General features: G+C 71.5%; 21 protein-coding genes. 4 read left to right on the top strand and 17 right to left on the bottom strand.

The window, feature by feature from the left end; all coding sequences use genetic code 11:
- Positions 1-12: 12 nt before the first annotated feature.
- The 3 genes from AB0C25_RS06620 to AB0C25_RS06630 form a co-directional block, all read right to left on the bottom strand.
- Positions 13-1,032, bottom strand: coding sequence for a hypothetical protein (locus AB0C25_RS06620; RefSeq protein WP_357370309.1), 1,020 nt, complete (start codon positions 1,030-1,032; stop codon positions 13-15).
- Positions 1,033-1,154: 122 nt separating this feature from the next.
- Positions 1,155-3,275 carry a RecQ family ATP-dependent DNA helicase gene (locus AB0C25_RS06625; RefSeq protein WP_357370311.1) on the bottom strand — a complete coding sequence of 707 codons (2,121 nt, stop codon included), beginning with the start codon at positions 3,273-3,275 and terminating at the stop codon, positions 1,155-1,157.
- Between the two features lie 59 nt (positions 3,276-3,334).
- A complete protein-coding gene (locus AB0C25_RS06630; RefSeq protein WP_357370313.1) occupies positions 3,335-5,056 on the bottom strand; it encodes a BTAD domain-containing putative transcriptional regulator in 1,722 nt (573 codons plus the stop codon).
- A 141-nt stretch (positions 5,057-5,197) separates the two neighbouring features.
- Between AB0C25_RS06630 and AB0C25_RS06635 the strand changes: the two genes are divergently transcribed.
- Positions 5,198-6,031, top strand: a complete 834-nt coding sequence (locus AB0C25_RS06635) for a hypothetical protein (protein WP_357370315.1) — start codon at positions 5,198-5,200, stop codon at positions 6,029-6,031.
- Positions 6,032-6,089: 58 nt separating this feature from the next.
- Here AB0C25_RS06635 and AB0C25_RS06640 read toward each other — a convergent pair whose 3' ends face one another.
- The 6 genes from AB0C25_RS06640 to AB0C25_RS06665 all read right to left on the bottom strand — a co-directional run bounded on the left by AB0C25_RS06640 (position 6,090) and on the right by AB0C25_RS06665 (position 11,681).
- Complete coding sequence (locus tag AB0C25_RS06640) at positions 6,090-6,836, bottom strand: SDR family oxidoreductase (protein WP_357370317.1); 747 nt, start codon at positions 6,834-6,836, stop codon at positions 6,090-6,092.
- 183 nt (positions 6,837-7,019) lie between these two features.
- Positions 7,020-8,123: a branched-chain amino acid ABC transporter permease gene (locus tag AB0C25_RS06645; protein ID WP_357370319.1), complete on the bottom strand. Its 1,104-nt coding sequence runs from the start codon at positions 8,121-8,123 to the stop codon at positions 7,020-7,022.
- Positions 8,120-9,010 carry a branched-chain amino acid ABC transporter permease gene (locus AB0C25_RS06650; protein ID WP_357370321.1) on the bottom strand — a complete coding sequence of 297 codons (891 nt, stop codon included), beginning with the start codon at positions 9,008-9,010 and terminating at the stop codon, positions 8,120-8,122. The genes AB0C25_RS06645 and AB0C25_RS06650 overlap by 4 nt, the downstream gene beginning before the upstream one ends.
- Complete coding sequence (locus AB0C25_RS06655; RefSeq protein WP_357370323.1) at positions 9,010-9,735, bottom strand: ABC transporter ATP-binding protein; 726 nt, start codon at positions 9,733-9,735, stop codon at positions 9,010-9,012. The genes AB0C25_RS06650 and AB0C25_RS06655 overlap by 1 nt, the downstream gene beginning before the upstream one ends.
- Complete coding sequence (locus AB0C25_RS06660) at positions 9,735-10,478, bottom strand: ABC transporter ATP-binding protein (protein WP_357253952.1); 744 nt, start codon at positions 10,476-10,478, stop codon at positions 9,735-9,737. The genes AB0C25_RS06655 and AB0C25_RS06660 overlap by 1 nt, the downstream gene beginning before the upstream one ends.
- A gap of 3 nt (positions 10,479-10,481) precedes the next feature.
- Positions 10,482-11,681 (bottom strand): substrate-binding domain-containing protein, encoded by a 1,200-nt coding sequence (locus tag AB0C25_RS06665; RefSeq protein WP_357370325.1) that lies wholly within the window; start codon positions 11,679-11,681, stop codon positions 10,482-10,484.
- A 747-nt stretch (positions 11,682-12,428) separates the two neighbouring features.
- Here AB0C25_RS06665 and AB0C25_RS06670 point away from each other — a divergent pair.
- Complete coding sequence (locus AB0C25_RS06670) at positions 12,429-12,659, top strand: winged helix-turn-helix domain-containing protein (RefSeq protein WP_139586398.1); 231 nt, start codon at positions 12,429-12,431, stop codon at positions 12,657-12,659.
- A 568-nt stretch (positions 12,660-13,227) separates the two neighbouring features.
- On the opposite strand, the gene AB0C25_RS06675 is transcribed toward AB0C25_RS06670, so the two are convergent.
- Positions 13,228-14,340, bottom strand: coding sequence for a glycerophosphodiester phosphodiesterase (locus AB0C25_RS06675; protein WP_357370327.1), 1,113 nt, complete (start codon positions 14,338-14,340; stop codon positions 13,228-13,230).
- Positions 14,341-14,480: 140 nt separating this feature from the next.
- Between AB0C25_RS06675 and AB0C25_RS06680 the strand changes: the two genes are divergently transcribed.
- A complete protein-coding gene (locus AB0C25_RS06680) occupies positions 14,481-15,815 on the top strand; it encodes a potassium transporter TrkG (RefSeq protein WP_357370329.1) in 1,335 nt (444 codons plus the stop codon).
- Positions 15,816-15,865: 50 nt separating this feature from the next.
- Positions 15,866-16,498, top strand: coding sequence for a TrkA family potassium uptake protein (locus AB0C25_RS06685; RefSeq protein ID WP_357371047.1), 633 nt, complete (start codon positions 15,866-15,868; stop codon positions 16,496-16,498).
- A gap of 47 nt (positions 16,499-16,545) precedes the next feature.
- On the opposite strand, the gene AB0C25_RS06690 is transcribed toward AB0C25_RS06685, so the two are convergent.
- The 7 genes from AB0C25_RS06690 to AB0C25_RS06720 form a co-directional block, all read right to left on the bottom strand.
- On the bottom strand, positions 16,546-18,213 hold the full coding sequence (locus AB0C25_RS06690) for a serine/threonine-protein kinase (protein ID WP_357370331.1): 1,668 nt from the start codon (positions 18,211-18,213) through the stop codon (positions 16,546-16,548).
- A 71-nt stretch (positions 18,214-18,284) separates the two neighbouring features.
- Positions 18,285-19,847 (bottom strand): fused MFS/spermidine synthase, encoded by a 1,563-nt coding sequence (locus AB0C25_RS06695; protein ID WP_357370333.1) that lies wholly within the window; start codon positions 19,845-19,847, stop codon positions 18,285-18,287.
- A gap of 36 nt (positions 19,848-19,883) precedes the next feature.
- Positions 19,884-20,900, bottom strand: coding sequence for a hypothetical protein (locus AB0C25_RS06700; RefSeq protein WP_357370335.1), 1,017 nt, complete (start codon positions 20,898-20,900; stop codon positions 19,884-19,886).
- A 192-nt stretch (positions 20,901-21,092) separates the two neighbouring features.
- Positions 21,093-21,902, bottom strand: a complete 810-nt coding sequence (locus AB0C25_RS06705; RefSeq protein WP_357370337.1) for an inositol monophosphatase — start codon at positions 21,900-21,902, stop codon at positions 21,093-21,095.
- The gene (locus AB0C25_RS06710; protein ID WP_007465485.1) at positions 21,895-22,347 is read right to left on the bottom strand and encodes a response regulator; all 453 of its coding nucleotides are present in this window, start codon (positions 22,345-22,347) and stop codon (positions 21,895-21,897) included. The genes AB0C25_RS06705 and AB0C25_RS06710 overlap by 8 nt, the downstream gene beginning before the upstream one ends.
- Positions 22,344-24,077, bottom strand: coding sequence for an ATP-binding protein (locus tag AB0C25_RS06715; protein ID WP_357370339.1), 1,734 nt, complete (start codon positions 24,075-24,077; stop codon positions 22,344-22,346). Before AB0C25_RS06715 ends, AB0C25_RS06710 begins: the two co-directional genes overlap by 4 nt.
- A complete protein-coding gene (locus AB0C25_RS06720; RefSeq protein WP_357370341.1) occupies positions 24,074-25,273 on the bottom strand; it encodes a fused response regulator/phosphatase in 1,200 nt (399 codons plus the stop codon). The genes AB0C25_RS06715 and AB0C25_RS06720 overlap by 4 nt, the downstream gene beginning before the upstream one ends.
- Positions 25,274-25,419 lie beyond the last annotated feature (146 nt).

Here is a 25,419-nt window from a genome sequence, read left to right on the forward strand (position 1 = left end):
GTGGGGGCGCGCTCAGGGGACGGTTAGGGTGAATTCGGCGGTTTTGACCTCGGCGTTCACCTGGAAATCCAGGTAGAGGCGGTAGCGGCCTGGACCGGGGGTGGTCAACCAGAACTTGACCTGGCCGTCCACCAGATCCGGCTCCGGGTGCACGTGCAGGTAGCCGAGGTCGCCCTCGCGCAACGCCACCAGGTGCCCGTACGCCCCGAGGTACCGCTCCAGCGGGGCGGCACCGCCGGCGCCCTCGATCCGGAAGGTCACCGGCACCGTCGCCCCGGCCTGCGGAGTCCCCTGGTAGCCGACGGTGAAGCCGTCCACCGTCGTCGAGGTGGCCGGGGCGGGCAGCGACCGGGGCTGGTAGTCGCCGGGCGCGACCAGGTCCGCGCCGAGGGTCACCGCGGTCTGCGCGCCGTTGTCGGCGACCACGGTGAAGTCGGCGTACGCGCGCCAGACGCCGGGCTGCGCGAGGGTCAACGGCACCGACCAGGTGCCGTCCGCCGCCATCGTCGGGTGCAGGTGCTGGTAACCGGTCAGGTCCCGCCGGACGACGATGAGGTGCAGCGGCTTGTCGTGCACGATGGCGAACCGGGTGACCGGCCGGCGCTGCGCGTCGCGCACCTGGAAGCGGAGTTGATCGGGGCGACCCGCCGCGAACTCGGTGACCAGCGGGGCCAGGGTGAACCCGGCCGCGCTGACCGCCAGCCCGCCCGGCTCGGTGGCCGCGCCCTGATCGGTGGTCGTGGCGGAGCCGTGGTTGTGCGGTGCGACGCCCGGCGGGTCGGTGTGCTCGGCGGCCAACGACGGGCTGCCGGTGGCGGCACCGTTGGTGTTCAGCCGGCCGAGGCCGAAGCCGAGCAGCACCGCCAGCACCAGCCCGCCGACCACCAACGCCAGCCGGAGTGTGCTCCGATCCGGTGCGGCGGAGACGTAGTCAGACACCACCGCCGGATCGGAGGCCCGGGCAGAGACCACCACCGCGTCGGGGACCTGGTCAGGCACCACCGGCACGGCGACGGGGCGCTGGTCGGTCATGCCGCCCACCGTACCGCCGCGACGGACCACCCCAGGCCGACGCCCGGACGGCGTGGCGACCGTCGCATTCGCCGCCGCCCGGGAACTATCCCGCACCGACGTGCGCGCAGCGGTCCAGCAGGTCAGCCGGCCACGGCGAGGGCAAGCGGGAGCACGTCGGGCGCGCCCGCCCGGCGCAGTGCCCGAGCCACCAGGGTCATCGTCCAGCCCGAGTCGACCAGGTCGTCGACGAGCAGCACCGGGCCGTCCAGGCCGGCCACGGCGTCGGCCAGGTCGGCCGGCACGGTGAACGTGTCGTGCAGCGCGCGTACCCGTTGGGCACTGTTGCCGCGCGGACCGGCCGGCCCACCCGGACCGGCCGGGGTGACCTCGCCGAGCAGCGGCAGCCGGCCCACGGCGGCGATCCGCTCGGCCAGCGAGCCGACCAGCCGGGGCCGTCGCCGGGAACCCACCGCGACCACACCCACCGGCCGGCGCGGCCACGGGTCGTCGCCGTGCGCCCACGCCTTCAACACCTCCACCACGGCCCCGACGACGTCGTCGGGCACCGGCGCGTCCGGCGCCTCCGGGCCGACGAGGTCGCGCAGCCGGCCACCCCAGCCGAGGTCCGAGAGACGCCCGACGGCCCGCCCCGGCAGCGCCTGCTCCGCGGGGGCGATCCGGCCCTTGAGGGGTACGCCCACCGCGTCCAAGCCGGTCGGCCAGAGCTTCTTGGGGGCGATCTCCACGCCAGGTCGACCCAGGAACGTCTGCGCGGCGGCGAGCGCGGCCGTCGACACGTCGGCGACGAAGATCGGATCGGCGCACCTGTCGCACCGCCCGCAGTCGGCCGCCCCGGCGTCGTCCAGGCACTCCCGCAGATACCGCATCCGGCAGTTGGGCGTGGTCGCGTACTCCCGCATGGCCTGTTGCTCGACGGTGCGTGCCTCGGCGACGCGGCGCAACCGGGCCTCGTCGTAGACCCAGGGCTCTCCGGTGGAGAGCCAGCCGCCGCGCACCCGGCGGACCGCGCCGTCCACGTCGAGCACCTTGAGCATCAACTCCAACCTGGTCCGGCGCAGGTCGACGAGGGGTTCGAGGGCCTGGGTGCTGAGCGGGCGGTCGGTGTGCAGCGCGGCCAGCACGGCACGCACCTGCTGCTCCGGCGGGAACGCCAGCGAGGCGAAGTAGCGCCAGATGGCCGCGTCCTCGGCACCGGGCAGCAGCAGCACCTCGGCGTGCTCGACGGCGCGGCCGGCGCGGCCGACCTGCTGGTAGTACGCGATCGGTGAGGGGGGTGCGCCGAGGTGGACGACGAAGCCCAGGTCGGGTTTGTCGAAGCCCATGCCGAGCGCGCTGGTGGCGACCAACGCCTTGATCTTGTTGTCGAGCAGGTCCTGCTCGGCGGCTCGCCGGTCGGCGTCCTCGACCTGCCCCGTGTACGAGGACACCGGGTAGCCGCGGGAGCGCAGGAACTCGGCCGTCTCCCCCGCTGCCGCCACGGTCAGCGTGTAGACGATGCCCGAGCCGGGCAGCTGGTCCAGGTGGTCGGCGAGCCAGGCCAACCGGTGCGCCGGGCTGGGCAGGTCGAGCACACCGAGGCGTAGCGACTCGCGGTCCAGGGTGCCGCGCAGGACGAGGGCGTCACCCAACTGCTCCGCCACGTCCTGGGTGACCCGGGTGTTGGCGGTGGCGGTGGTGGCCAGCACGGGCGTGCGCTCGGGCAGCTCGGCGAGGAACGTGCGCAGCCGCCGGTAGTCGGGGCGGAAATCGTGCCCCCAGTCGGAGACGCAGTGCGCCTCGTCGACCACCAGCAGCCCGGTGGTCGCGGCCAGCTTCGGCAGCACGCCGTCGCGGAAGTCCGGATTGTTGAGCCGCTCCGGGCTGATCAGCAGCACGTCCACCGCACCGGTCTGGATCTCGGCGGTGATCTCGTCCCACTCGTCGAGGTTCGCCGAGTTGATCGTGCGGGCCCGGATGCCGGCCCGCGCGGCGGCCTCGACCTGGTTGCGCATCAACGCCAGCAGCGGCGACACGATGACGGTCGGGCCGTGCTCGCCGCCCTCTCGCAGCAGGGCGGTGGCCACGAAGTAGACAGCCGACTTGCCCCAACCGGTGCGCTGCACACAGAGCACCCGCCGCCGGTCGACAACCAGTGCCTCGATCGCCCGCCACTGATCTTCGCGCAGCCGGGCGTGGTCGCCGGCCAGCCGACGCAGCACCGCCTCGGCCCGTTCCCGTACCGCCGCCCACTCGTCGCCCATCCGGCATTTCTACCAGCAACGGGAGACGTCCCTGCCCGTCGCGCGCTGTGCGGGTCGCCTCACTCGATCCGGCCGGGCGCTGCCGCGGGCGGGGCGGGCACGGCCGGCGGGGGGAAGAAGATGAGCAGCTCGCGCAGGGAGTCAGTGAGCACCGGCGGGAGGAGGCACCGGCCGGCCAGGTCCTCCATCGAGCCGAACGGGCCACGGAGCCAACGGTCCATCACCACCTGCCGCGCCTGCCCGGGGGTGATTCCGGGCAGCTCGGCGATCGTCGGCTCCCCGACCGCGTTGACGTCCACCAGGCCGCCGTCGTCGAAGGTGCGGTACAGGTCGGGCCGGCCGATGTGCAGCTCCTGCCGCGCCGCCGGGTAGTGGTAGAGCAGGTAGCGGGCCTGCTCACGACGGACCCGACGGTCGTCGACCACCGGCGGAGGCGACCCCGCGATCCGACTGGTGAGGGCCGACCAGAGCGCGCCGTTGAGCAGGATCGTGTGCACGACCCCGATTAGCCAGACGAGCAACCAGGCCACGATCAGGAGACCCTCGGTGTCGCTCATCTCCTCCGAGTCGCTGTTGCCGAATATCGCGATGATCGTGGCGGTCAGCGACAGATAACCCACACCGATGAGCCCGTTGCGCCAGCTTCGCCGCCAACTGGCGTAGAACAGCACCACCAGCCAGGTGAGCAGACCGAAGGAGAACACCGCGGTCAGCGTGCCGACGATCGTCACGCTGACACTCAGCCAGCTCGGGGCCGACTGCCCCCGGGTGGTCCGGGACGGATGCCCGCCCGGGGGCACCGCGACCGGGTACGGAACGGGCTGCGGGGTGACCGCGACACCCGGCGACCCGGGCGGGCTGGGCGGCGTTGGCGCGGGCGGCGGTGACACGGGCGGCGGTGACACGGGCGGCGGTGACACCGCCGGCGGCGCGGGTGGGTCGGCTGGTTGGCGAGGGCTGGGAGCCGGCGTGGGTCGGCGCAGTTCCGGCTCGCTCGACGGCTTCGCCACCGTGAGGGTCGGGTCGGAGCAGAGGATGCGCCGGTGCAGTGCCTGCAGCCCCTCGCCCGGCCCGATGCCGTACTCCTCCCGGAGCAGGTCGCCGAACTCCCGGTAGGCCGCGAGCGCCTCCGCCTGCCGCCCACTGCGATAGAGCGCCAGCATGAGTTGGTGCCGCGGTCGTTCCCGGACCGGGAACTCCGCCACCAACTCCACCAGCTCCCCGACCATCTCCCGGTGCCGGCCGAGGTCCAGCATCAGGTCGGCGCGGGTCTCCAATGCCACTGCCCGCAGTTCGATCAACCGTTGCCGGGCCGCCTCCAGGAACGGCCCGGTGAAGCCCGTGAACGGCTCGCCCTGCCAGAGCGCCAGGGCGGTGGCCAGTTCGGTCAACGCCTCGGCGGCACGGCCCTCGGCCCGTCGCTGCCGGGCGCGGTGGATCCCCCGCTGGAAGCGGACCGCGTCGACCGCGTCCGGATCGACGCGGAGCAGGTACCCGGCATCGGTCAGGCTCAACACCTGGCCCGGCGTACGCGGCGACCGCTCCGGCTCCAGCACCCGGCGCAACCCGGCGACGTACTTCTGCACCACGTTGGGGCCGTTAGCGGGTGGATCCTCCGGCCAGACCGCCTCGACGATCTGCCCGGTGGACACCGGACGGCCCGCGGAGAGCAGCAGCACGGTCAGCACAGCACGCTGTTTGCCGGGACCGAGGTCGATCTCGCGGTCGGCGTACCAGGCCCGCTGAAGCCCGAGGATCTCGAAACGCAGCGTTGCTGACATGCGTATTCCCGCTCCTGACACCTCCGGCAGCGCCGGACGGCAGTGCCCGGCAGCCGGACGGCAGCATATCGGCAGCCGCACCGCCGTGCCTGCCGACAACATGGTCATCGGCACCAGCCACGCAGCGAGAAAGAGAATGTGATGACACAGGCAACGGGCACCGCGAGCACCACCCGCCGCACGGTCGGCGTGATCGCCGCCATGCTGGCCACGACCACCCTGCTCGGGGGGTGCGGACCCACGGGCGGACCGGCCTCGGCACCGCGGAGCAACCCGAGCGACAGCCCGAGCGCCAGCCCGACCGCCGACCCGAAGCAGGTGCTCCTGGAATCCGTTCCGGAGGGCACCGAGGGGGCGTTCCGGTTCACCGGCAAGGACTCGTCCAGCACGCTGAGCGGGCGGGTCGACCCGGACGCGAAGGGCATCGAGGTGAACAGCACGATCGCGCCCGGCTCGGAGGGCATCACCGTCAAGATGTCGGTGCTGATCATCGCCGACGAGCTGTGGATGAAGGCGAAGCTGACCGGGCAGGCGGGGCTGCCGAAGTTCCCGGACAAGTGGATGAAGCTGGACCGCACCAAGCTTTCCGACAGCGCTGGCATCCCGACCTACGACGGTGCGGACCAGGGCAACGCCGGTCCGCTCATCGAGGCGGCCACCTCGGTCGAGGAGCAGAGCCCCGGTACGTACGTCGGGTTCATCGACGTGAGCGCCGGGGAGGCGGCGAAGGCGTTCGACGACGGCGAGGCGGTGGCGCTGGGCGAAGCCGGCAAGAAGGTGCCGTTCACGGCGGTCGTCGGCGCGGACAAGAACCTGACCTCGCTGACGCTGAAGATCCCGGCCGCCGGCAAGGCGAAGGCGTACGACTACGTCGTCAACTACGCCGACTACGGCTCCACTCCGAAGATCAGCGTGCCGACCGGCGCCGCCGCGACGAAGGCGCCACCGATGGCGTACGAGTTGCTGAACGGCTGACCCACGACGTAGGAGGGCGGCGACCAACGGGGGTCGCCGCCCTCCTGCGTTCGTGTGGTCAGCGGCCGAGGACCGAGCCCCCGTTGACGCCGAGGACCTGGCCGGTGACGTATCCGGCGGCCGGGCTCGCGAGATAGCGGACGGCCTCGGCGATGTCGTCCGGCAGCCCGGCCCGTCCGACCAGGGTCGCCGCCACCCGCTGCGCGTGCCCCTCGGCGGTCATCCGGTCGCCGAAGAACTCGGTTTCGGCGACATAACCGGGGCTCACCACGTTTACCGTGATCTGATCCGGGCCGAGCTTCGCGGCCAGGTCGTACGCCCAACCGTGCAGGGCCGCCTTCGCGGCCGAGTACGCCCCACCGCCGCCCCGCTGGGCGGCGATCGAGCTGACCAGGATCACCCGCCCGCCGGGCCGACGCAGGACCGGCCGCAGTGCCTCGGTCAGCAGCACGGCGGTGAGCACGTTGGCGTCCAGGTTGGCCCGCCAGTGCGCGGCGGTCCCCTCCAACGTGGAGGTGTCCCCGCCCAGGTAGCCGCCGGCGTTGTTGACCACCACGTCGACCGGCCGGCCGGCGACCGCCGCGAGTACCCGGTCGAGGTGCTCCGGCTCGGTCAGGTCCGCGGTCACGGCGGTCACGGCGTCGGGCCGCCCGCAGTCGACCGAGATCTGCGAGGCGGCGGCCGACAACACGTCCGCGCGCCGCCCGACGATCACAACGTCGTACCCGTCCCGGACAAGTGAACCGGCAACGGCCGCCCCGATCCCGGTCCCACCCCCGCTGACAACAGCAACCCGCTGTCCCATCTCAGTGCCTCCCCATTCACAGAGCCCCGTCGATCATGACGTTATCGCCATCCGCCACGGCGTGTCGTGGCGATAACTCCATGATCGACGGGGTGCAGGCGGGCTCGAAGGGGGTGGGGTTAGTCGCTGTCGCTCCGCTGCGCGAAGCGGCCCTAATCGGGAGGAAGTGGGTCTACTTCCGAGTTAGCGCGGGGGGCGGAGGGATTTGGTCAGGTGGGACAGGCGGGGGGCCAGGCTGGTCAGGCCTCCTGGGAAGAAGTAGACGGCCAGAATGAAGACCGTGCCCAGGACGAACAGCGGCTGGCTCAGCGGACGGCTGAGGACGGCCGGCAGGTTGTCCACCGCGTCGCTCGTGCCGAACGCGGTGAGCCGGTGGTCCAGGTACATGTAGAGGACGCCGCCGAGCACCGGCCCCCACCGGGTGCCCGGCCCGCCGAGCACCACCATGACCAGCAGCGACAGGGTCAGCTCGGACGAGGTGATGTGCGGGGACGCGCCGCCGACGATCAGGACGTAGACCACCCCGCCCGCCGACGCCAGTCCGCCGGCGAGGGTGAACGCCACCAGCTTGTAGCGGTACGGGTCCAGCCCCAGCACACCGATCCGCCGCTCGTCGTCACGCAGCCCGGCGAGCACCCGACCGGTCGGCGACCCGCTCACCCGGTGCACCACGAAGACCACAAGCGTGAGGTACGCGAGCGCCAGCCAGTACAGGTTGACGGTGTTCGTCACCCCGACCAGGCCGGCCGGCAGCCCGGACACGTCCAGCGGCAGACCCTCCTCGCCGCCGGTGAGCCCGCCGAAGTCCCGGGCCACCAGGATCGCGCCGACCTGGGCGAAGGCCAAGGTGACCATGGCGAACGCGATGCCCACGGTCCGCAGCGCCACCGCGCCGAGCAGAGCGGCGAGGATCGTCCCGCCGGTGATCGTCAACAGCGCCGCCTGCCACAGCGGCAGACCGGCCCGGGTGATGAGGATGTCGGTGCCGTACACGCCGGCGGCGAAGTACAGCGCGTGCCCGAAGGAGAGCATGCCGGTCCGCCCGAAGAGCAGGTCGTACCCGGCGGCCAACCCGCCGAAGATCAGGCAGATGGCGAGCAGTTGCAGGGTGCCGGGCGAGTTGACCGGCCCCTCGAAGATCCCCGGCAGGGAGATCGTCGAGTACGGCAGGATCGCCAGCACCACCACCGCGACCAGCGGCAAAAACGGGCGCACTCGGTGCCACCGCCCCCGCTGCGGGGTCAACTCGTCGGGCACCTGCGCGGGAGGCGCGTCGATCACCGTCATGCCGTTGCCACCTTTCCGGCGATGCCCTGCGGGCGCAGCAGCAGCACCACGGCCAGCAGCCCGACCACGCAGATGTCGCCGAGCCCGGACGTGCCGTAGTAGTTGACGAACTGCTGCACCAGCCCGACCACGACCGCCGCGTACGCGGAGCCGACCACCGAGCCCATCCCACCGATCACCACCACGATGAACGCGAAGATCAGCAGCGAGCTGCCCTGGCCGGGCGAGACGGTGCCGAAGTAGACCCCACCGAGCGCCCCGGCGAGCGCGGCGGCCGCCCCACCGATCGCGAAGACCAGGGTGAACGCCTTGCGCACGTCGATGCCCAGCGCGGTCACCATCTCCCGGTTCTCCACGCCGGCCCGGATCACCAGCCCGTACCGGGTCCAGCGCAGGAACGCCAGGATCGCGCCGAGCACCAGCACCGCCGCGATGATCAGCAGCAGGCCACCGTTGGGCACCTGCGCGCCGAGGATGCCGGTCACCTGCCGGGTCCAGTCCGGACGCGGGAACGGCCGGGCATCCGCACCCCAGGTGGCCTGCAACAACGCCACCCCGGCCAGGGACAGGCCGACGGTGACGAGCACCTGTTCGATGGTGCGGGAGTAGAGCGGGCGGATCAGCACCAACTCGACCAGGATCGCCACCAGCGTGCCGGCGGCCACCCCGAAGGCGACCGCGAACACGAAGCCGAACCCGTCGGCACCCGCGCCCGGCAGGTTGCCCGCCGCCCACCAGGTGCCGTACGCGCCGACACCCAGGAACAACCCGTGCGCGAAGTTGAGCACGTCGGCCAGGCCGAAGACCAGCGACAGGCCGGACGCGACGAGGAAGTACAGCGCCGCCAGGCCGAGCCCGGTCAACGCCAACAGGATCACGGTGCCCATCAGTGACTCACCTCCGCCGAGCCCACCCCGAGCAGCGACTTGGTCAGCGCCGTCTCCACCAGCAGCTCGTGGGCGTCGCCGGTCCAGGCCACCTTGCCGGCGGCCAGCACCACCGCGTCGCGGGCCAGCCGGCGTACGACCGCCAGGTTCTGCTCGACGAGCAGCACCGGCACCGACTCCGCGACCCGTTCCAACACCTCGGCCACCTCGGTCACCACCTTCGGCGCCAACCCCTTGGTCGGCTCGTCGACCAGCAGCAGCCGGTTGTCGTTGAGCAGCACCCGCCCGATCGCGAGCATCTGCTGCTGCCCACCGGAGAGCGAACCCGCCCGTTGCCGTCCGCGCCGGTCCAGCTCCGGGAAGAGCGCGAAGACCTTGTCGTACGCCGGGGTGGTGCCGCGCCGCTCGGCGAGCCGCAGGTTCTCCGCGACGGTGAGGCCGGCGAACACGCACCGGTCCTCGGGCACGTAGCCGAGCCCACCGCGGACCAGCCGGTGGGTGGGTTGGGCCAGCAGGCTCTGCGCGCCCATCCGGACAGTGCCGCGGACCTCTCCGGCGGGTGGGGTGAGGCCGACGATCGCGCGCAGCGTGGTGGTCTTGCCGACACCGTTGCGGCCGAGCAGGACGGTCACCCCGGTCGGCGCGACCGTGAACGACACCCCCTGCAGGATGTGCAGCCCGGAGATCCGGACCGACAGGTCCTCTACCGTGAGAACTGGTTCCATCAGAGCGACTCCCCCAGGTAGGCCTCTTGCACCGTGGGGTTCGCCATCACCGTCTCCGGGGTGTCGCAGGCCAGCAGCGCGCCGTGGTGCATGACGGCGATCCGGTCGGCCAACTCCAGGATGACGTCCATGTGGTGCTCGACCATCAGCACCGCCCGGCCGCTGTCGCCGGTCAACGACTTGATCACGGCCACCAGCTCGGGTACGTCCTCGGCGCTGACCCCGGCCATCGGCTCGTCCAGCAGCATCACCCGCGGTTCGCCGGCGAGCAGCAGGGCGATCTCCAGCTTGCGTTTCTCGCCGTGGGCCAGGGTGCCGGCGAGGGCCGTACCCCGGTGGGCGAGGCCGACCCGGTCGAGTGCCGTGTCGGCGGCGGCGGCGACCTCCCGGTCGGCCGCCGCCCGCCGCCACAGTGCCATCGAGCCCCCGCGGTGCGCCTGCACGGCGAGCCGGACGTTCTCCCGCACGCTGAGCGAGCCGAAGACCGAGGACGCCTGGAAGGTACGGCCCAGCCCGAGGCGTGCCCGCCGGTGCGGCGGGAGTTCCCCGATGTCCTGCCCGTCCAGGACGACCCGGCCCTCCGTGGCCCGGCGCAGGCCGGTGATCAGGTTGAACAGTGAGGTCTTGCCGGCGCCGTTCGGCCCGATCACGCCCAGGAACTCCCCGGGCGCGAGGTCGAGGTAGACGCTGTCGACGATGGCGACCTCACCGATCCGCCAGGTCAGACCGCGGGTGGCGAGCATGGCTCAGCCCTTCATGGCCACGGCCGGCGGCGCGGTCTCGTCACCGGTGAGGCTCTTCTGCGCGGTCGCCGTGAACTCGGTGCCGCTGCCGGTCAGCTTGGCCTGGAACATCGGCTGGAGCAGCGCGTGGTCGGCGGCCCGGATGGTCATCTTGCCCTTGACCCCGTCGAAGCTCCAGTCCTCCAGGGCGGTGACCATCTTGTCGACGTCGTCCCCGCCCTCCTGCACCGCACGGACCACCATCTGGGCGGCGGCGAAGCCGTCCGGGTGGAACAGGTCGATGGTGCTGACCTTGGCCTTCAGCGCCTTGCTGGCCTCGGTGTCGCTGGCACCGTCGAAGTAGTGCGACAGGAAGGAGATCTTCGTGCCGGCCGCGCCGAAGGTGGGCCAGGACGAGCGGATGTCCAGGCCGGTGACGACAGTGGTGGACGAGAGCACGCCCTGCTGGTCGAGGCTCTGCCACATCGCCGGGGCGGTGGTGCCGGCCCAGGCCACGAAGAGCAGGTCCGGCTTGGCCGCCTTGATCTGGCTGGCGAACGGCGTGAACTCGGTGGCGCTGGCCGGCGCCCGGACGCTGCTCACGCTGGCACCCGCGCTGCCGATGACGGCCTTGACGGCCGCCTCGTTGGCGTCGCCGAACGCGCCGTCCTGGGCGAAGACCACGACCTTCTTGCCGGTCGGGTCCCCGATGAACGACTTGGCGGTCACCACGTCCTGGTAGGACTGCCGCCCGGAACGGAACGTGTACTTGTTCGCGCCGGTCACCGCGTCGGTGGCGGCCGGGCCGGAGATGAACAGGACCTTGTTCTGCGCCGCGATCGGCGCGACCTGAAGCGCCACGCCGGAGGCGGTGGAACCAGCAATGATCTTCGTGCCCTTGCCGATCAGGTCCTTCGCGGCGGAGACCGCCTTGGCCGGGTCACCCGCGTCGTCGACCTCGGTCAGCTCGATCTGCCGGTCACCGACCTTGCCGGTGCCCTTCGTGGCGAAGTCCAACCCCGCCTTGAACCCCTCGATGTACTGCTTTCCGTAGCTGGCCAGGGCTCCCGACTGGGAGTACACCAGACCGACCTTGACCGGCGCGGCGTTGTCGCCGCCGCCGGTGGCGGTGTCCTGCGGGCTACCACAGGCCGTGGCGGCCAGTGCCGCAGCCATCATCGTGGCGGCGGAGAGGAACGCCCGCCGCGTGTGCCGGACCGTCATCGCGACTCCAGGGTGAGGACAGGATGCTGTGTTGTCGGCTCACGCTAGAAGTGACGTCACCCACGAGCTATGTGGCGGAAACACACAAGTAACGGGAATGAGGTGGCCGGGGGTTACAACGGGCCGCACCGCCACTCGGGAGCCCCACCCTCCCGATGGCCCAAACCCCTACGGACCACCCGACGGATGTGTCGCCTCGCGCCACCCGCCCGCCCGGTCAACCGCAGGGCCCGTCGTGGTCGGCCGGGCGCGGACACCGCCGACGACCACCGAGCAAGCTGTCACAGAAAACCCGATGCCGTACGCACTGAGCATCCTCCTCCGACACCGTCGTCTCAGCCCGGTCCACGTCGGCGAGGAAACCCAGCGCCCGCGTGATCGCCCGAGCGAACCGCAGCGCTCCCGACAGGTCCTCCGCGACCACCGGCAGATGCACAACGAACCGTTCCCGCGTCGCGCCCACAATCACCACCTTGCGTTGGCCTGGTGGGCGGTCCGGTGTGCGGGTAGGGGACGCACACCGGACCGCCCGGCCCCACACCCGCAGCCCTCGTCGGCAGTACGAACGCGGAACCCATCTCACGCCCACACCCCGAGGGTTTGCCGAACCAACCGGAGCCGGACACCAGCAACCTACACCAATTACTTGTGTAGGTCGACGATGTGAAGCAGCAACACCACAACCTGTTGCAGTAACTGGTGCAGGCCGGCATGATCGAAGACGCCGAACCGACCGGAGTCTTCACCATGCCCACCGCAGAAGCCCCATATCGTCGCATCGCCAACGAGATCGCCGCGAAGATCAAGAGCGGCGAGCTGAAGCCGGGCGACAAGCTGCCGTCCACTCGGGAACTCGCCGAGAGCTACGCAGTGCACATGAACACCGCCTCGCGGGCGCTCTCACTGCTCCACGACCGCGAGCTGATCACCGGTCAGCCCGGCCGCGGCACCTACGTCGCCGAGCACCCCGGCCGTTAGCACTCCACCCGAGCGCATCCCGGGACGCCCAGCGGTCAAGATCTGCGCAACTTGCCCGATGCTGCTGCCTCAACCGGCGGCGAGGCAGCAACATCGGTGAAGTTGCTGCCTCAGCCCGCCCCGACACAGCAACATCAGCGAAGTTTGCGGCTCTCGAAGCCCGACTCGCCCCTCAAGATCGTGCTCGATCATGGATCTAGTGGCCCCGGACGCGCGGGGACACCACTCAATCCAGGATCGAGCACGATCTTGCGAGTGAGACCGTCAGGAGCGGACCTCGCCCTGCGCCAACCCTCGACACAACACGATCCCGGGCGCAACATCGCCAAGAGCAGTCGCAGCCCTGCGCCAACCCCGATACAACGCGATCTGCGAGCGGTGTCCCGGACGTGCCGCTGGCCCGTCGTCCGGGTGGCGGACGACGGGCCAGCGGTCGGGCCGGGCGTGGTCGGCCCGGTGGTCGACTCGGAGCGGATCAGCTCCGAGCCGACGTTCGAAATGGATCAGGCGCCGGCGCGGAACAGGTCAGGCGCCGGCGCGGAAGAGGTCAGAGGCCGGCGCGGGCGGGTCAGAGGCCGGCGCGGGCGGCGACGGCGGTGTCCGGGTGGTCGCTGAAGACGCCGTCCAGGCCCAGGCCGAGGAAGAGTTCGTACTCGGCCGTGATGTCGCCGCGTCCGTTCGGGTCGGTGCCGATCCGGAAGTCGACCGGGAGGAACTGGTTCTCCGCGCGGAACGTCCAGGAGTGCACGAGCAGCCGCTCCCGGTGCGCGTCGCGCACCACGTTGGTGGGGGCGAGCAGGGCGCCGGTGGCGTCGCGGGGCACGATCAGGTTCTTGTTCGCGCCGATGCCGTCGGCGTACCCGGCGATCCACTTCAGCCCGGCCGGCGTGGCCAGGTCCTGGTAGCTGCGGGTGTCGCCGGCGGCGGTGAAGTCGTACGGGCGGCCGGTCGCGTCGAGCAGTTGAACCAGCTTGACGTCGGTCAGCTTGCTCAGGCGGCGCAGGTTGGCCGTCTCGAACGACTGGATGAAGACCGGCGAGTTCTTCCGGTCCAGCTTGTTCTGCCGCAGCACCCGCAGCAGCGGCTCCTCCAGCGGCAGGCCGATCGAGGCGAAGTAGGTGGGGTGCTTGGTCTCCGGGTAGATGCCGATGGTGCGGCCCCGTGCCCGCCCCTCGGTCCGGGCCAGATCGATGACCTCCTGGAGGGTGGGCACCTCGAAGCGGCCGTCGAACGCGGTGTTCGCCACGCGGACCTGCGGCAGCCGCTCCTTGGCTCGCAGCGTCTTCAACTCGGCGAGGGTGAAGTCCTCGGTGAACCAGCCGGTCACGGCGACACCGTCGATGGTCTTCGTCGCCTTGCGGGCCGCGAATTCCGGGTGCGTCGACACGTCGGTGGTACCGGAGATCTCGTTCTCGTGCCGGGCGACCAGCACCCCGTCGGAGGTGGATACCAGGTCCGGCTCGATGTAGTCGGCGCCCATCCGGATCGCCAACCGGTACGCCTCCACCGTGTGCTCCGGCCGATAGCCGCTGGCGCCCCGGTGAGCGATCACAATCGGCCGGTCGTTCGCCCGGGAGCGGTCGGCGTCGGTCGCCGGGCCGGCCTCGGCCATGGTGGGCACGGCCACGGCGGCCGCGAGCAGCACGCCGGCCAGGCCGAGGGTCGGAAGGGTACGTCGCATCGCGGCTCCTGTCGTCGGGGGAAGCCGCTTCAGCAGACCGCCCCGGGTTGACCGGCAGTTGGTCGATGGCTGGCCGGAAGGTGAATCTCCGGAATGCGCGTTCCCGCGCCAGGCGACGGGCGGAAAAGGAAGATTGTCTGGTGCGCCGGTTTTTCCGCAACCCCGTGCGGCTGGTGCCGTTCGCCTTCCTGGTGCCGATCCTGCTCGGTGCCGGGCTGCTCATGGCACGGTGGGCGACCATCGATCACCAGCGCCCGCCACTGGTCACGGCGCTCTTCACCGCCACCTCGGCCGTGTCCGTCACCGGCATGGCGGTCACCGACACCCCCAACTACTGGTCCGGTTGGGGACTGCTGGTGATCACCCTGCTCACCCAGCTCGGCGGTCTCGGCATCCTCACCGCGGCGGCGCTCGTCATCCTGGTGGTCTCGCGTCAGCTCGGCCTGCGCAACCGGCTGCTGGTGCAGGCTGAGACGGCGGAGTTCGGCATCGGTGACGTGGGCCGGCTGCTGCGCCGGATCGCGATCACCGTCTTCGCCTGCGAGGCCGTGCTGACCGCTCTGGTCGCCGGTCGGCTCTGGTGGGCGTACGACTACCCGCCCGGGCGGGCGCTCTGGTCGGGCGTATTCCACGCCATCCAGGCCTTCAACAACGGCGGTTTCGCGCTCTACACCGACGGCCTGCTGGCCTTCGACCGCGATCCGTGGGTGTCACTGCCGTTGGCGTTCGGGGCCATCGTCGGCGGGCTGGGGTTTCCCGCCCTGTTCGAGGCCGTCCGAGAGTGGCGCAAGCCGGCGGGTTGGGCGGTGGCCACCAAGCTGACCATCTGGGGCAGCATCGCCCTGCTGCTGCTCGGTTTCGCCGGCCTGCTCGCCGCCGAGTGGACAAACGCCAGCACCATCGGCTCGTACGACGCCGGAGGCAAGGTGCTCGCGTCGTTCACCCAGATCGCGTTGAGCCGCACCGGCGGCTACAGCGTCATGGACATCGCCGCCCTACAGGAGGAGAGCTATCCGCTGCTGATCGTGCTGATGTTCATCGGCGGCGGCAGCGCCAGCACTGCCGGCGGCATCAAGGTGTCCACGTTCTTCCTGCTCGCGTTCACCATCTGGGCGGAGTTGCGCGGCGAGCCCGACGTGACGGTCGGGCACCGCCGGGTGGCCACCGCGAGCCAGCGGCAGGCGGTGACCGTGGCCCTGCTCAGCGTCGCGCTGGTCACGGCCGGGACCATGCTCCTGCTGCTGCTCACCGAGGGCGTGCGGTTCGTCGCCGCCCTGTTCGAGGTCACCTCCGCGTTCAGCACCACCGGGCTCACCGTAGGTCTCGCCAGTGAACTGCCGGCCAGCGGTCAACTGGTGCTGACCGTGCTGATGTTCATCGGCCGGGTCGGGCCGCTCACCCTCGGGTCGGCAATCGCCCTGAACACCCGGCGCAGGCTCTACCGCTACCCCCAGGAACAACCAATTGTCGGCTAGGAGCGAGGAGGGTCGAGGTGTCGAGACGATCGGACGGCGGCGGCATCGTGGTGATCGGGTTGGGTCGATTCGGCTGCCATCTGGCCGCGTCGCTCACCCGGATGGACCGCGAGGTGCTGGCCGTCGACCGTAACCCGGACCAGGTGCAGCGCTTCTCGGACCAGCTCGACCGGGTGGTCCAGGCCGACGCGACCGAGGATGGGGCACTGCGGCAGCTCGGCGTCACCAGCTTCGGCCGGGCCGTGGTGGCCATCGGGGCGTCGGTGGAGGCGAGCGTCCTCACCGTGCTGGCGTTGGTCGAGTTGGGTGTGCCGCAGATCTGGGCACGTGCCACCTCGCAGAAACACGCCAAGATCCTGTCGTCGGTGGGCGCGCATCACGTGATCTTCCCGGAGGCGGAGACCGGCGACCGGGTGGCGCATCTGATCGTCAGCCGGCTGCTCGACTTCATCGAGTTCGACGACGACTTCGCGATCGCCACCGTCCGGGTGCCGGAGTCGCTGGTCGGGCGTACCCTGCTCGACCTGCGTCCGGAGGAGCGATCCGGGGTCCGGGTGATCGGCGCGAAGGCGCCCGGCGAGCGCTTCCGGTACGCCTCGGACGACACGGCGCTGGCCCAGGGTGGGGTGCTGGTGGTGGAGGGTGGCATCGACCAGGTGCAACGGTTCGCGGGACGCCGCTGACCGTCATCTCCGGTGCGGCGGCCCGCCGTGGCGCCCCTCCGGGGCTGTCACCCTTTTCCCGGACCACCCGGCCCCTTGCCGTGGCCAGGCTTGGCGGGACCCTTCGGAGGCTTCGCCTTAGCGGCGCCACCGCCGGAGCCGCTGGGTGCCGTCGCCTTCTTCGGCGGGGCCTTAGCCGGGGTGACCGCCTGGCTCGGCGGGGCCGCAGACGGGGCACTGCCGGCGACCCCCGTGGACGGGGCACTGCCGGCGACCCCGGAAACGCGTACCCCGCAGGCCACCTCTCCGAGTCGGAACTCCACCGGCAGCGGGTTCGCCCCGCTGTACGTCCCGGTGAGGGTGAGCTTCTCGGCGGCACCGGGTGCCAACGTGGTGCGCTGCTCCGCCGGCCGGACCACCACGGTGCTCCCCTGCTGGTACACGGGTGCGGGTTCCGACTTCGTCACCGTCTGCTGGCCGGGGAAGCTGAAGCTCATCGCCCAGTCCCGCAACTCCTGGTCGCCGGTGTTGGTGAGCGTCAGGTCCGCGGCGAAGTCGGTGCCGGAGTCCGTGCGCAGCGCGTACGCCACCTCGCACGGCACCTTCGCCGGCAGACCCATCCGCGCCTCGGTCGTCGGCCGCCCCTCGCCGCTGGCCGGACTGCGTGAGGTGAAGCCCCACATCGCCCCGGTGACCGCGATCAGCCCGACGGCGGCCACCCCGGCCTCCACCCGTCGACGCCGGGTCACCCGCTGCCGGACTCGCCGGTCCCGATTGCGGGTACGCGACAGCGGCAACGCGTCGGTTGCCGCCGACCAGGGCAGGATCGTGGTACGCGCAGTGCTCAGCAGGGCCGGGTCCAGGGGTCCGCCGGCCGGGGAGACCGGCACCGCCGCGAGCATCCCGGCCGCGTCGGCGAGGATCCGGGTCACCTCGGCGGTGGCCGGTCGGTCGGCGGGCCGCTTCGCCAGGCAGCGCCGTACCAGCTCGGTCACCTCGTCGGGCAGCCCCTCGACGGCGGGCATCGGTTCCGGTTCGTTGTACATGTGTGCGCGCAACATCTGGGTGGTCGTGGTGGCGCGCCACGGCAGCCGGCCGGTGAGCATCCGGTAGAGCAGCAGCCCGACGGCGTACACGTCGGTGGCCGGGGACACCTGGCCGTTGTCCAGCCGTTCCGGGGCGAGGTACGCGGGAGTGCCCAGCAGCGCGCCGTCCGGTCCCTTCTCGCTCTCCCCCACCAGCGCGGAGATGCCGAAGTCGACCACCTTGACCCCGGTCGACGTGAGCATGACGTTGCCCGGGGTGACGTCGCGGTGCACCACGCCGCGGGCGTGCGCGGTGGTCAGCGCCGAGCTGACCTCCGCGCCGATCGTGACCGCCTCCCGCCAGGGCAGTTGGGTCTCCCGGCCCAGTCGACTGGCCAGCGAGGCGCCGTCGACCAGTTCCATCACCACGTACGGCACGGTCAGACCGACCTGCTCGGACTCGCCGTAGTCGTACACGTTCGTGATGTTGGGGTGGCAGAGGCGTGCGGCGGCCTGCGCCTCGATCCGGATCCGGTGGCGGAACGCGCGGTCGCTGGCCAGCCTGGAGGCCAGCACCTTCACCGCGACCTGACGGCCGAGCACCTCGTCGTAGCCGCGCCACACCACCGACATGCCGCCCGCGCCGAGCTGCTCGATCAGTCGGTACCGCTCATCGAGGAGCTGCGCGCCGTTTCGGTCCCCACCACCCATGGTGACCGTTGTTGCCCAGGATCAAACGTCCTACACCTGCAGTGTCGGAATCGGTCAGAGTTGTCACTCGATCAGGCGGTGGCCAGCAGTTGGTCCACCGGGGCGTAGTCGTCGGTCAACACCAGCGCCCCGCCGACGAAGTCCGTCAGCTCGGTGCCGGAGAGCAGGCTGACCTTCGGGTCCACCTCGGCCAGTCGAGCCCGCACGGCCTCCAGCGGCAGCGGCGCGTCGGAGCCGACGATGAGGAAGTTGGCGCCCTGCTCCTCGGCGAGCGCCTCCGGCGGCGCGATCAGCGCGACGTGCCGGAACTCGGCGGCCACCGTGGCCAGTTCGGCGCGGATGAACCGCAGCGGCGGGTAGTCGATGACGTTCTGCACGTACACACCGCCGGGGCGGGTGACCCGCCGGACCTCGGCCGCCATCTCCCGGGTGGCCAGGTGCCAGGGCACCACCAGGTGACCGAACGCGTCACCGACCACCAGGTCACGGCTGTCCGTCGGCTCGTCGCCGACGAGCATCCGGGCGTCGCCCACCACCGCCCGCAGCTCCGGCCCGGTCCGTACGCCCAGCTCCTGCTCGCCCAGCTCGACCAGCCCACCGTCGATCTCGAACACCACGTTCCCGGTGCCCGGTCGGGTCGCGGTCAGGTAGCGCGGCACGGTGAATCCGCCGCCGCCCAGGTGCAGCGCGTCCAGCCGCTGACCGGCCGGCGCGGCGACGTCCGCGACGGCGCCGATCCACTTCGTGTACGCGTACTCCAGGTGTTTCGGGTCCGCGAGGTCCACGTACGAGTGGTGGGCCGAGTTGAGCAGCAGCGTCCGGCCGGTGGGCCGGTTCGGGTCGGTGGTGACCCGGGCGCAGTGGTACGCCGTCTCGATGTCGCACGGGTTCGGTGCCACGGTGGCGAGGCCCGCCCCGGCCAGGCCGAGCACGGCCAGCGCGGCCCGGGTCCGGGCCGGACCGGGCAGTTCGGTGGGCTCCTGCCGGCGCAGATACCAGCCGAGGCCGATGCCGGCCAACCCGAGGGCGACCGCCAGGGTCACCAGGATGACAGTGCTGCGCAGGGCGGCGACCAGCACGAAGCCGGTGAGCAGGGTGGCGGTGATGCCGCCCAGGGTGCCGATCCCGGAGAGTCGACCGACCACCTGGCCGGTGCGGCGCAGGTCGGCCAACTGGAGTTTCACGACCAGCGGGGTGACCGCCGCCAACAGCGCGGCCGGCACGAACACGGCAAGCGAGACGAGGAGCAGGATGCCACTGGCCGCGCCACCGCGCAGCACCTCCCCGGCGTACCGGACGACGGGCAGGGTGACGGCGGTGGCGATGCCAGCCAGCACGAGCGCCGGGGCCAGCAGGCCGCGCGGGTTGCGCCGGTCGGCCAGCCAGCCGCCGGTCCACGCCCCGTAGGCGATCGCGGCCAGCGCGACACCGATCACCGAGCTGGTCACCTGGAGGGTCACCCCGACGTACGGGCCGACCAGGCGCAGCGCGACGGTCTCCAGCACCAGCACGGCACCGCTGGAGAAGAAGACCAGGAAGGCGGCCAGGCCGTTAGGCAGCGCCCGGCCGGTGATCGGCTCGGACGGGGCCGCGGCGGCCGGCGGGGCCGCGACGTCGGGCGTTGGGGAACTCATCGTCGCGATGGTACGCAGCGAAGCTGGTGCTTGTGGTCAGTACATCGAGAGATGAACATGGTTCGTGTGGGACGCGGCGGGACTGCCGCTGCCACTGTACGAACGCCACCCGGTGCCGGGATGCCAGATCTGCCGGTACCAGATCACGTAGAGCACGCCCAGCCGGTCGGCGTTGCGCACGTGCCAGGCGGCCAGGCTGTCGCCGTACGCCTTGTCGCCGCCTGTCGCGTTGCGGTCCTCGAAGCCGTTGGTGGCCGCGGCGAAGTCGCAGGCCCGTCCCTTCGGGTGCTCGCCGCCGCCACCGCTGCGCTTACAGGAGACGTGCCGCTTGTAGCCGGCCGCCTGGGTCTGCTTGAGCGCGTTGAGGGTGCGCGGGGTGATGCAGCCGGAGGTGGTCGGGTCCTTCACGGAGCAGGACTCCGACGGCCAGGACCCGTCGGAGTTACGCGGGGCGGGCTTTGCGGAGGCGGAACTGCCTCCGCTGAAACCGTTGCTGCTGCCCGAGCTGACCTCGGCGAGCGCCGCCTCGGCCTCCTTCTTCTTCTTCGCCATCACGGCGAGCTGCTTCTGCTGCTCGCGGACCTCGGCGTCGATGGCGACCTTGGCCTGTTGCGCCTGCTGCCGGGCTGCGACGAGAGCACGCAGCCGCTTGCTGTCCCGCTGGGCCATCAGGTCGAGATCGCTCGCGCGTTCCAGGAATGCCTGCGGCGTGGCGGTGTTGAGCAGCATCGACGCCGGCCCGAGCCGACCGATCCGGTAGGACTGTGCGGCGACCTCGCCCACCTGGGCGGTGAGCCCACCCATGCGACCCTCGATCGCCGTCAACTCGCCGGTCAACGCCGTCTGGCGGCGCTTGGAGTTGTCGAGCTTGGCCTTGGCCTCGATGTGCCCCTTGGCGGTCAACTCCAACGCGTCCTGCAGCTTCTTGCTGCCACCCTCACCGGGCTCGGCGTACGCCGGCACGGCGGCACCGCCGAGCACCAGGGCGACGGCGGCGAGCAGGGTGAGCAGGGTGCGGCGACCGAGCCGCGGGTCGAGCCTGGTCCTGGGCACGAAAGCGTCCTTCCGTCGACCGCCGGCCCCCGGTGAACAACTGCGCGGCGGCGTCCCCGCCGGCGCCGGTCGGCGGCCTGCTGGCGGAGACCGCCGTCACGATACCGGACGGTGAGCCGCTGACCAGCCCCCCGACGCCGGGAACGCCCCGATGTCGACGGAGCGTTCCGGCACCGTCGCGCAGTGCCCGGGTCAGGGGGCGAGAAGGGCGTCGCGCACCTCGGTCCAGACCTGCTCGTTGGCCGCGACGAGCAGACCGTGGCCGTCGTCGGCGGGGTGGTAGTCGACGCCGTCGAACCGGCGGGCGACGCCACCCGCCGCGCGGACCAGCACGGTGCCCGGGGCGTGATCCCAGGGCAGGGTGCGCCAGAAGAGGACGAACTGCTGTTCGCCGGTGAGGATGTCCAGGTATTCCCGGCCGGCGCAGTGCTGGCCGGGCAGCAGCTCGCCGAGCCGCCGACCGCCGGCCCGGACCCGGTCGCGGGTCTCCGGCGGCAGGAACCGGGTCATCGCCGCACCGCGTAGCTCGCCGAGCGGCGGCACCGGGATGGTGCCCGCCACCGGCCGGCCGTTGAGCAGGGTGCCGTCGTCCGCCCAGCCCGCGGCGAGGGTGTCGGCGAGCGGGTCGAGGATCCAGCCGGCGACCGGCTGCCCGTCGCTCAGCAACGACACCATCAGGGCGAAGGGCCGGCGACCGGCAGCGAAGTTGGCGGTGCCGTCGACCGGGTCGACCAGCCAGACGTCACCGGCGTCACGCAGGTGCCGCAGCAACCCCGGGTCGTCGGCGACACCCTCCTCACCGACCACCGTCGAGCCGGGCCGCAGTCGGCGCAAGCCCGCCGAGAGCAGCTCCTCGGCCCGGCGGTCGGCGACGGTGACCACCTCGCCAGGCGCCTTCTCCGACACGTCGGCGTCGTCGAGTTTGCGGAACAACGGCAGCACGACCTGGTCGGCGGCCTCCCGCAGGAGGTCGCCGACGTCGTCGAGCAGGGTGTCAGCCACGCGGCGGCAACTTGACCACGCTGACGAAGAACTCGTCGATCTGGCGGACCACCGAGATGAAGCGCTCGAAGTCCACCGGCTTGGTCACGTAGGCGTTGGCGTGCAGCTGGTAGCTGCGCAGGATGTCCTCGTCGGCCTGCGAGGTGGTGAGCACCACCACCGGGATCCGACGTAGTTCCGGATCGTTCTTGATCTCTTCCAGCACCTCCCGGCCGTCGCGCCGGGGCAGGTTGAGGTCGAGCAGGATCAGGTCGGGCGCCACCGCGTCCGCGTACTGGCCCTCCCGGCGCAGGTAGGCCAGCGCCTCGGCGCCGTCGGAGACGACGGTCAGCCGGTTGCGCAGCTTGTGCTCCTCGAACGCCTCCTGGGTCATCAGCACATCACCCGGATCGTCCTCGACCAGCAGGACCTCGATCGGGCTCTTGCCATCCGCCGGCGCGGTCATCCCACCGTCTCCCTCATGTCACCCGTTCTACCGCTTTCCGGCGGCTCGTCGGCCCGGTCCGGCCGGTCCGAGGAGTCGGACTGCTCGGTCGGCGCTGCCGGAGTCTCGTTCGAGGGCGTGGCGTCGCCCGCCGGCAGGGCCTGCGGCTGCTCCGACGAGTCGGCGGCGGCAGCCGCCTCCAGGTCCGCCGGAAGCGCCGGCAGGGTGAACCGGATCGCCGTGCCCTCCGGCACGTCGGTGTCCACCCAGACCCGACCCCCGTGATATTCGACGATCTTCTTGACGATGGCCAACCCGATGCCGGTGCCCGGGTACGCGTCCTTCGAGTGCAGCCGCTGGAAGATCACGAAGATCTTGTCGGCGAACTCCGGCTCGATCCCGATGCCGTTGTCCTGACAGGTGATCTCCCACTCGGCGTCCACCAGCCGCGCCGAGACGTGCACCCTGGGCGGCACATCCGCCCGGCGGAACTTGATCGAGTTGCTGACCAGGTTGGCCAGCAGGTTGGTGAGCAGCGGTTCCTCACCGGAGATCACCGGCAGGTCGGTCCAGGTCAGCTCCGCGTCGGCGTACTGCCGCGCGGCCTCGGTCTGGCCGGCCACGTCGCCCATCACCTTGTTGAGGTCGACCTCGACGAAGCCGGTGGTGAGCCGGCCGATCCGGGAGAACGCGAGCAGGTCGTTGATCAGGCGCTGCATCCGCTGGGCGCCGTCCACCGCGAAGGCGATGTACTGGTCGGCCCGTTCGTCGAGCTGCCCGGCGTAGCGACGCTGGAGCAACTGGCAGAAACTGGCCACCTTGCGCAGCGGCTCCTGCAGGTCGTGCGAGGCCACGTACGCGAACTGCTCCAGGTCACGGTTGGACCGGGTCAACTCCTCGGCCTGCTTCTGAAGCTGGCTGTTGACCCACTCGATCCGCTCGCGGGCAGCCCGCACCTCGGCCAGGTCGGCGGCGATCTTCTGACGCATCGCGTCCACGTCGTCGCCGAGCTGGATGAACTCCGGCGGGCCGGTGGTGGCGATGCGGTGCTGGTAGTCGCCCTCGGCGACCTCGCGGACCTGGGTGGCCAGGCCGGTCAGGGGCCGGATCACCATCCGGTCCAGCGAGAGCAGCAGCACCGCGCCGGCCACGACCACCACCAGGGCGGCGACGATCAGCAGCACGACAAGCACGTTGCTGCTGGTCCGTACGTTGTCGGCGGTCTGCTCCCGGGCGGCCAGGACCTCCCCCTGGAGGTCGTTGACCGCCGTGCGCACCTCGTCGAACTGCTGCCGGGCCTGCTCGGTGACAAGTGCCTGGCCCGCGCTGGTGCCGCTCCGCTCGGTGGTGGCGATCACCGGCTCGGCCACCGACTGCCGCCACTGCGTGATGCGCTCCTCGACGGTGCGCAGCTCCTGGCTGATCTGCGGGTAGTCGTCGAGCAGCGCCCGCATCGAGACGGTGACGCTCTGCTCCTGGGCGAGACCCTCCCGGTAGGGGTTCAGGTCGTCCGGGTCACCGCTGACCGCGTACCCACGGATCGCCGTCTCCTGGTCGAGCAGCGCGTTGAGCAACTCCTGGGACTGGACCCGAAGTGGGCCGGTCTCGTTCAGGACGGCGTCGATCTGGGTGCGGTTGCGGGCGGCCATCGCGGCCTCCGCGCCGGCCAGGGCAATCAGCAGCACCCCCACGACGGTGAGCAGCGTGATGACCCGGCGGCGCAGACTCCAGCCGCCGACCACCGGCTTCACCGGCCACCACCGCGGCTCACCAGCAGCATGGCCACATCGTCGGCGAGCGCGCCGCCGTTGAGCCGCTCGGCCCGGCCGACCAGCCAGGCGGGCAGCTCGGGCAGCGACACCGAACGGTTGGCCGGCTCGCCGAGCAGCCCACTCAGCCCCAACACGTCGAGGCGATCGTTGCCCGTTCCCACCCGCCCCTCGATGAGCCCGTCGGTGTACATCAGCAGGGACCAGTCATCGGTGTCGAACTCCAGGTCGTAGGCGATCGGCCGGCGGGGTCGTACGCCCAGCAGTCGGCCACCGGGCGCGGGCACCGGGACGACCCGGCCGCCGGCGAGCAGCAGCGGCGGCGGGTGCCCGGCGAGTCGGACTGTCGCGCGGTTGGCGTCCAGGTCCAGCCTGGTGGTGGCCACCGTCGCGAAGATCTCCTGAAGGCGGCGCTCACTCATCAGCACCTGCTCCAGCGCGGGCAGCACCTCGTCGTCCGGCACTCCGGCGAGCACGAGCGCCCGCCAGGCCACCCGCAGCTCGACGCCGAGCGCGGCCTCGTCCACCCCGTGCCCACAGACGTCACCGACGATCAGGTCGAGACGGTCCGGACGGGTCTGCACCACGTCGAAGAAATCCCCGCCGATCAGGGCGGCGTGCCGGCCGGGCCGGTAGAAGGTGTGCACCGCCACCTGGTCGGTCGTCATCAGCGGCTGGGGCAGCAGGCCGCGTTCGAGGCGGGCCGACTCGGCCTGCCGCAGCTCGACCTCCCGCAGCCGGCGGGCGTTCTCGTCGGCGCGCTTGCGTTCCACGGCGTAGCGCAGCGCCCGGGTCAGCAGCACCCCGTCGACCTGGCCCTTGACCAGGTAGTCCTGTGCGCCCTCGGCGACCGCCACGACGCCCAGGTGCTCGTCCGAGCGGCCGGTCAGCACGCAGACCGCGGCGCCGCTGGACATCTCCAGCACCTGACGCAGCCCGTCCAGCCCCTGCGCGTCGGGCAGGCCCAGGTCGAGCAGGACGCAGTCGACGTCGTTGATCCGCTGCCGCGCCTCTCGCAGGCTGGTGGCGACCAGCAGGTCGATCATCGAGTTGGTCTCGGCGAGCAGCTCACCGACCAGGAAGGCGTCGCCCTCGTCGTCCTCCACCAGCAGCACCCGCAACCGTTCACCCGGCGGCAGGTTGGCGTGCCGCGCCAGGCCACCATGCGGGTACGGCACGACTGGGGACCCGGCCGAGCCGGACCCCCGGTGCGGCCGGGTCACCGCCGCGAGACGCGGGAGTTCGCTGGTGATGTCGGGCTCCTTCCGAGTGCCCTGCTGATCCTGTATTAGACAACGGTCGCACACAACACGATGCCCACGGC

It is taken from the genome of Micromonospora sp. NPDC048839, from assembly GCF_040649915.1.
GTDB lineage: Bacteria > Actinomycetota > Actinomycetes > Mycobacteriales > Micromonosporaceae > Micromonospora.

Excerpts from the sequence above, each read along its gene's own strand:
- AB0C25_RS06690 (WP_357370331.1), bottom strand. The coding sequence starts at position 18,213 with ATGGGTGGTGGGGACCGAAACGGCGCGCAGCTCCTCGATGAGCGGTAC.
- AB0C25_RS06675 (WP_357370327.1), bottom strand. The coding sequence starts at position 14,340 with ATGCGACGTACCCTTCCGACCCTCGGCCTGGCCGGCGTGCTGCTCGCG.
- AB0C25_RS06710 (WP_007465485.1), bottom strand. The coding sequence starts at position 22,347 with ATGACCGCGCCGGCGGATGGCAAGAGCCCGATCGAGGTCCTGCTGGTC.
- AB0C25_RS06695 (WP_357370333.1), bottom strand. The coding sequence starts at position 19,847 with ATGAGTTCCCCAACGCCCGACGTCGCGGCCCCGCCGGCCGCCGCGGCC.
- AB0C25_RS06635 (WP_357370315.1), top strand. The coding sequence starts at position 5,198 with ATGACACAGGCAACGGGCACCGCGAGCACCACCCGCCGCACGGTCGGC.
- AB0C25_RS06655 (WP_357370323.1), bottom strand. The coding sequence starts at position 9,735 with ATGGAACCAGTTCTCACGGTAGAGGACCTGTCGGTCCGGATCTCCGGG.
- AB0C25_RS06625 (WP_357370311.1), bottom strand. The coding sequence starts at position 3,275 with ATGGGCGACGAGTGGGCGGCGGTACGGGAACGGGCCGAGGCGGTGCTG.
- AB0C25_RS06630 (WP_357370313.1), bottom strand. The coding sequence starts at position 5,056 with ATGTCAGCAACGCTGCGTTTCGAGATCCTCGGGCTTCAGCGGGCCTGG.
- AB0C25_RS06665 (WP_357370325.1), bottom strand. The coding sequence starts at position 11,681 with ATGACGGTCCGGCACACGCGGCGGGCGTTCCTCTCCGCCGCCACGATG.
- AB0C25_RS06640 (WP_357370317.1), bottom strand. The coding sequence starts at position 6,836 with ATGGGACAGCGGGTTGCTGTTGTCAGCGGGGGTGGGACCGGGATCGGG.
- AB0C25_RS06650 (WP_357370321.1), bottom strand. The coding sequence starts at position 9,010 with ATGGGCACCGTGATCCTGTTGGCGTTGACCGGGCTCGGCCTGGCGGCG.
- AB0C25_RS06670 (WP_139586398.1), top strand. The coding sequence starts at position 12,429 with ATGCCCACCGCAGAAGCCCCATATCGTCGCATCGCCAACGAGATCGCC.
- AB0C25_RS06645 (WP_357370319.1), bottom strand. The coding sequence starts at position 8,123 with ATGACGGTGATCGACGCGCCTCCCGCGCAGGTGCCCGACGAGTTGACC.
- AB0C25_RS06660 (WP_357253952.1), bottom strand. The coding sequence starts at position 10,478 with ATGCTCGCCACCCGCGGTCTGACCTGGCGGATCGGTGAGGTCGCCATC.
- AB0C25_RS06620 (WP_357370309.1), bottom strand. The coding sequence starts at position 1,032 with ATGACCGACCAGCGCCCCGTCGCCGTGCCGGTGGTGCCTGACCAGGTC.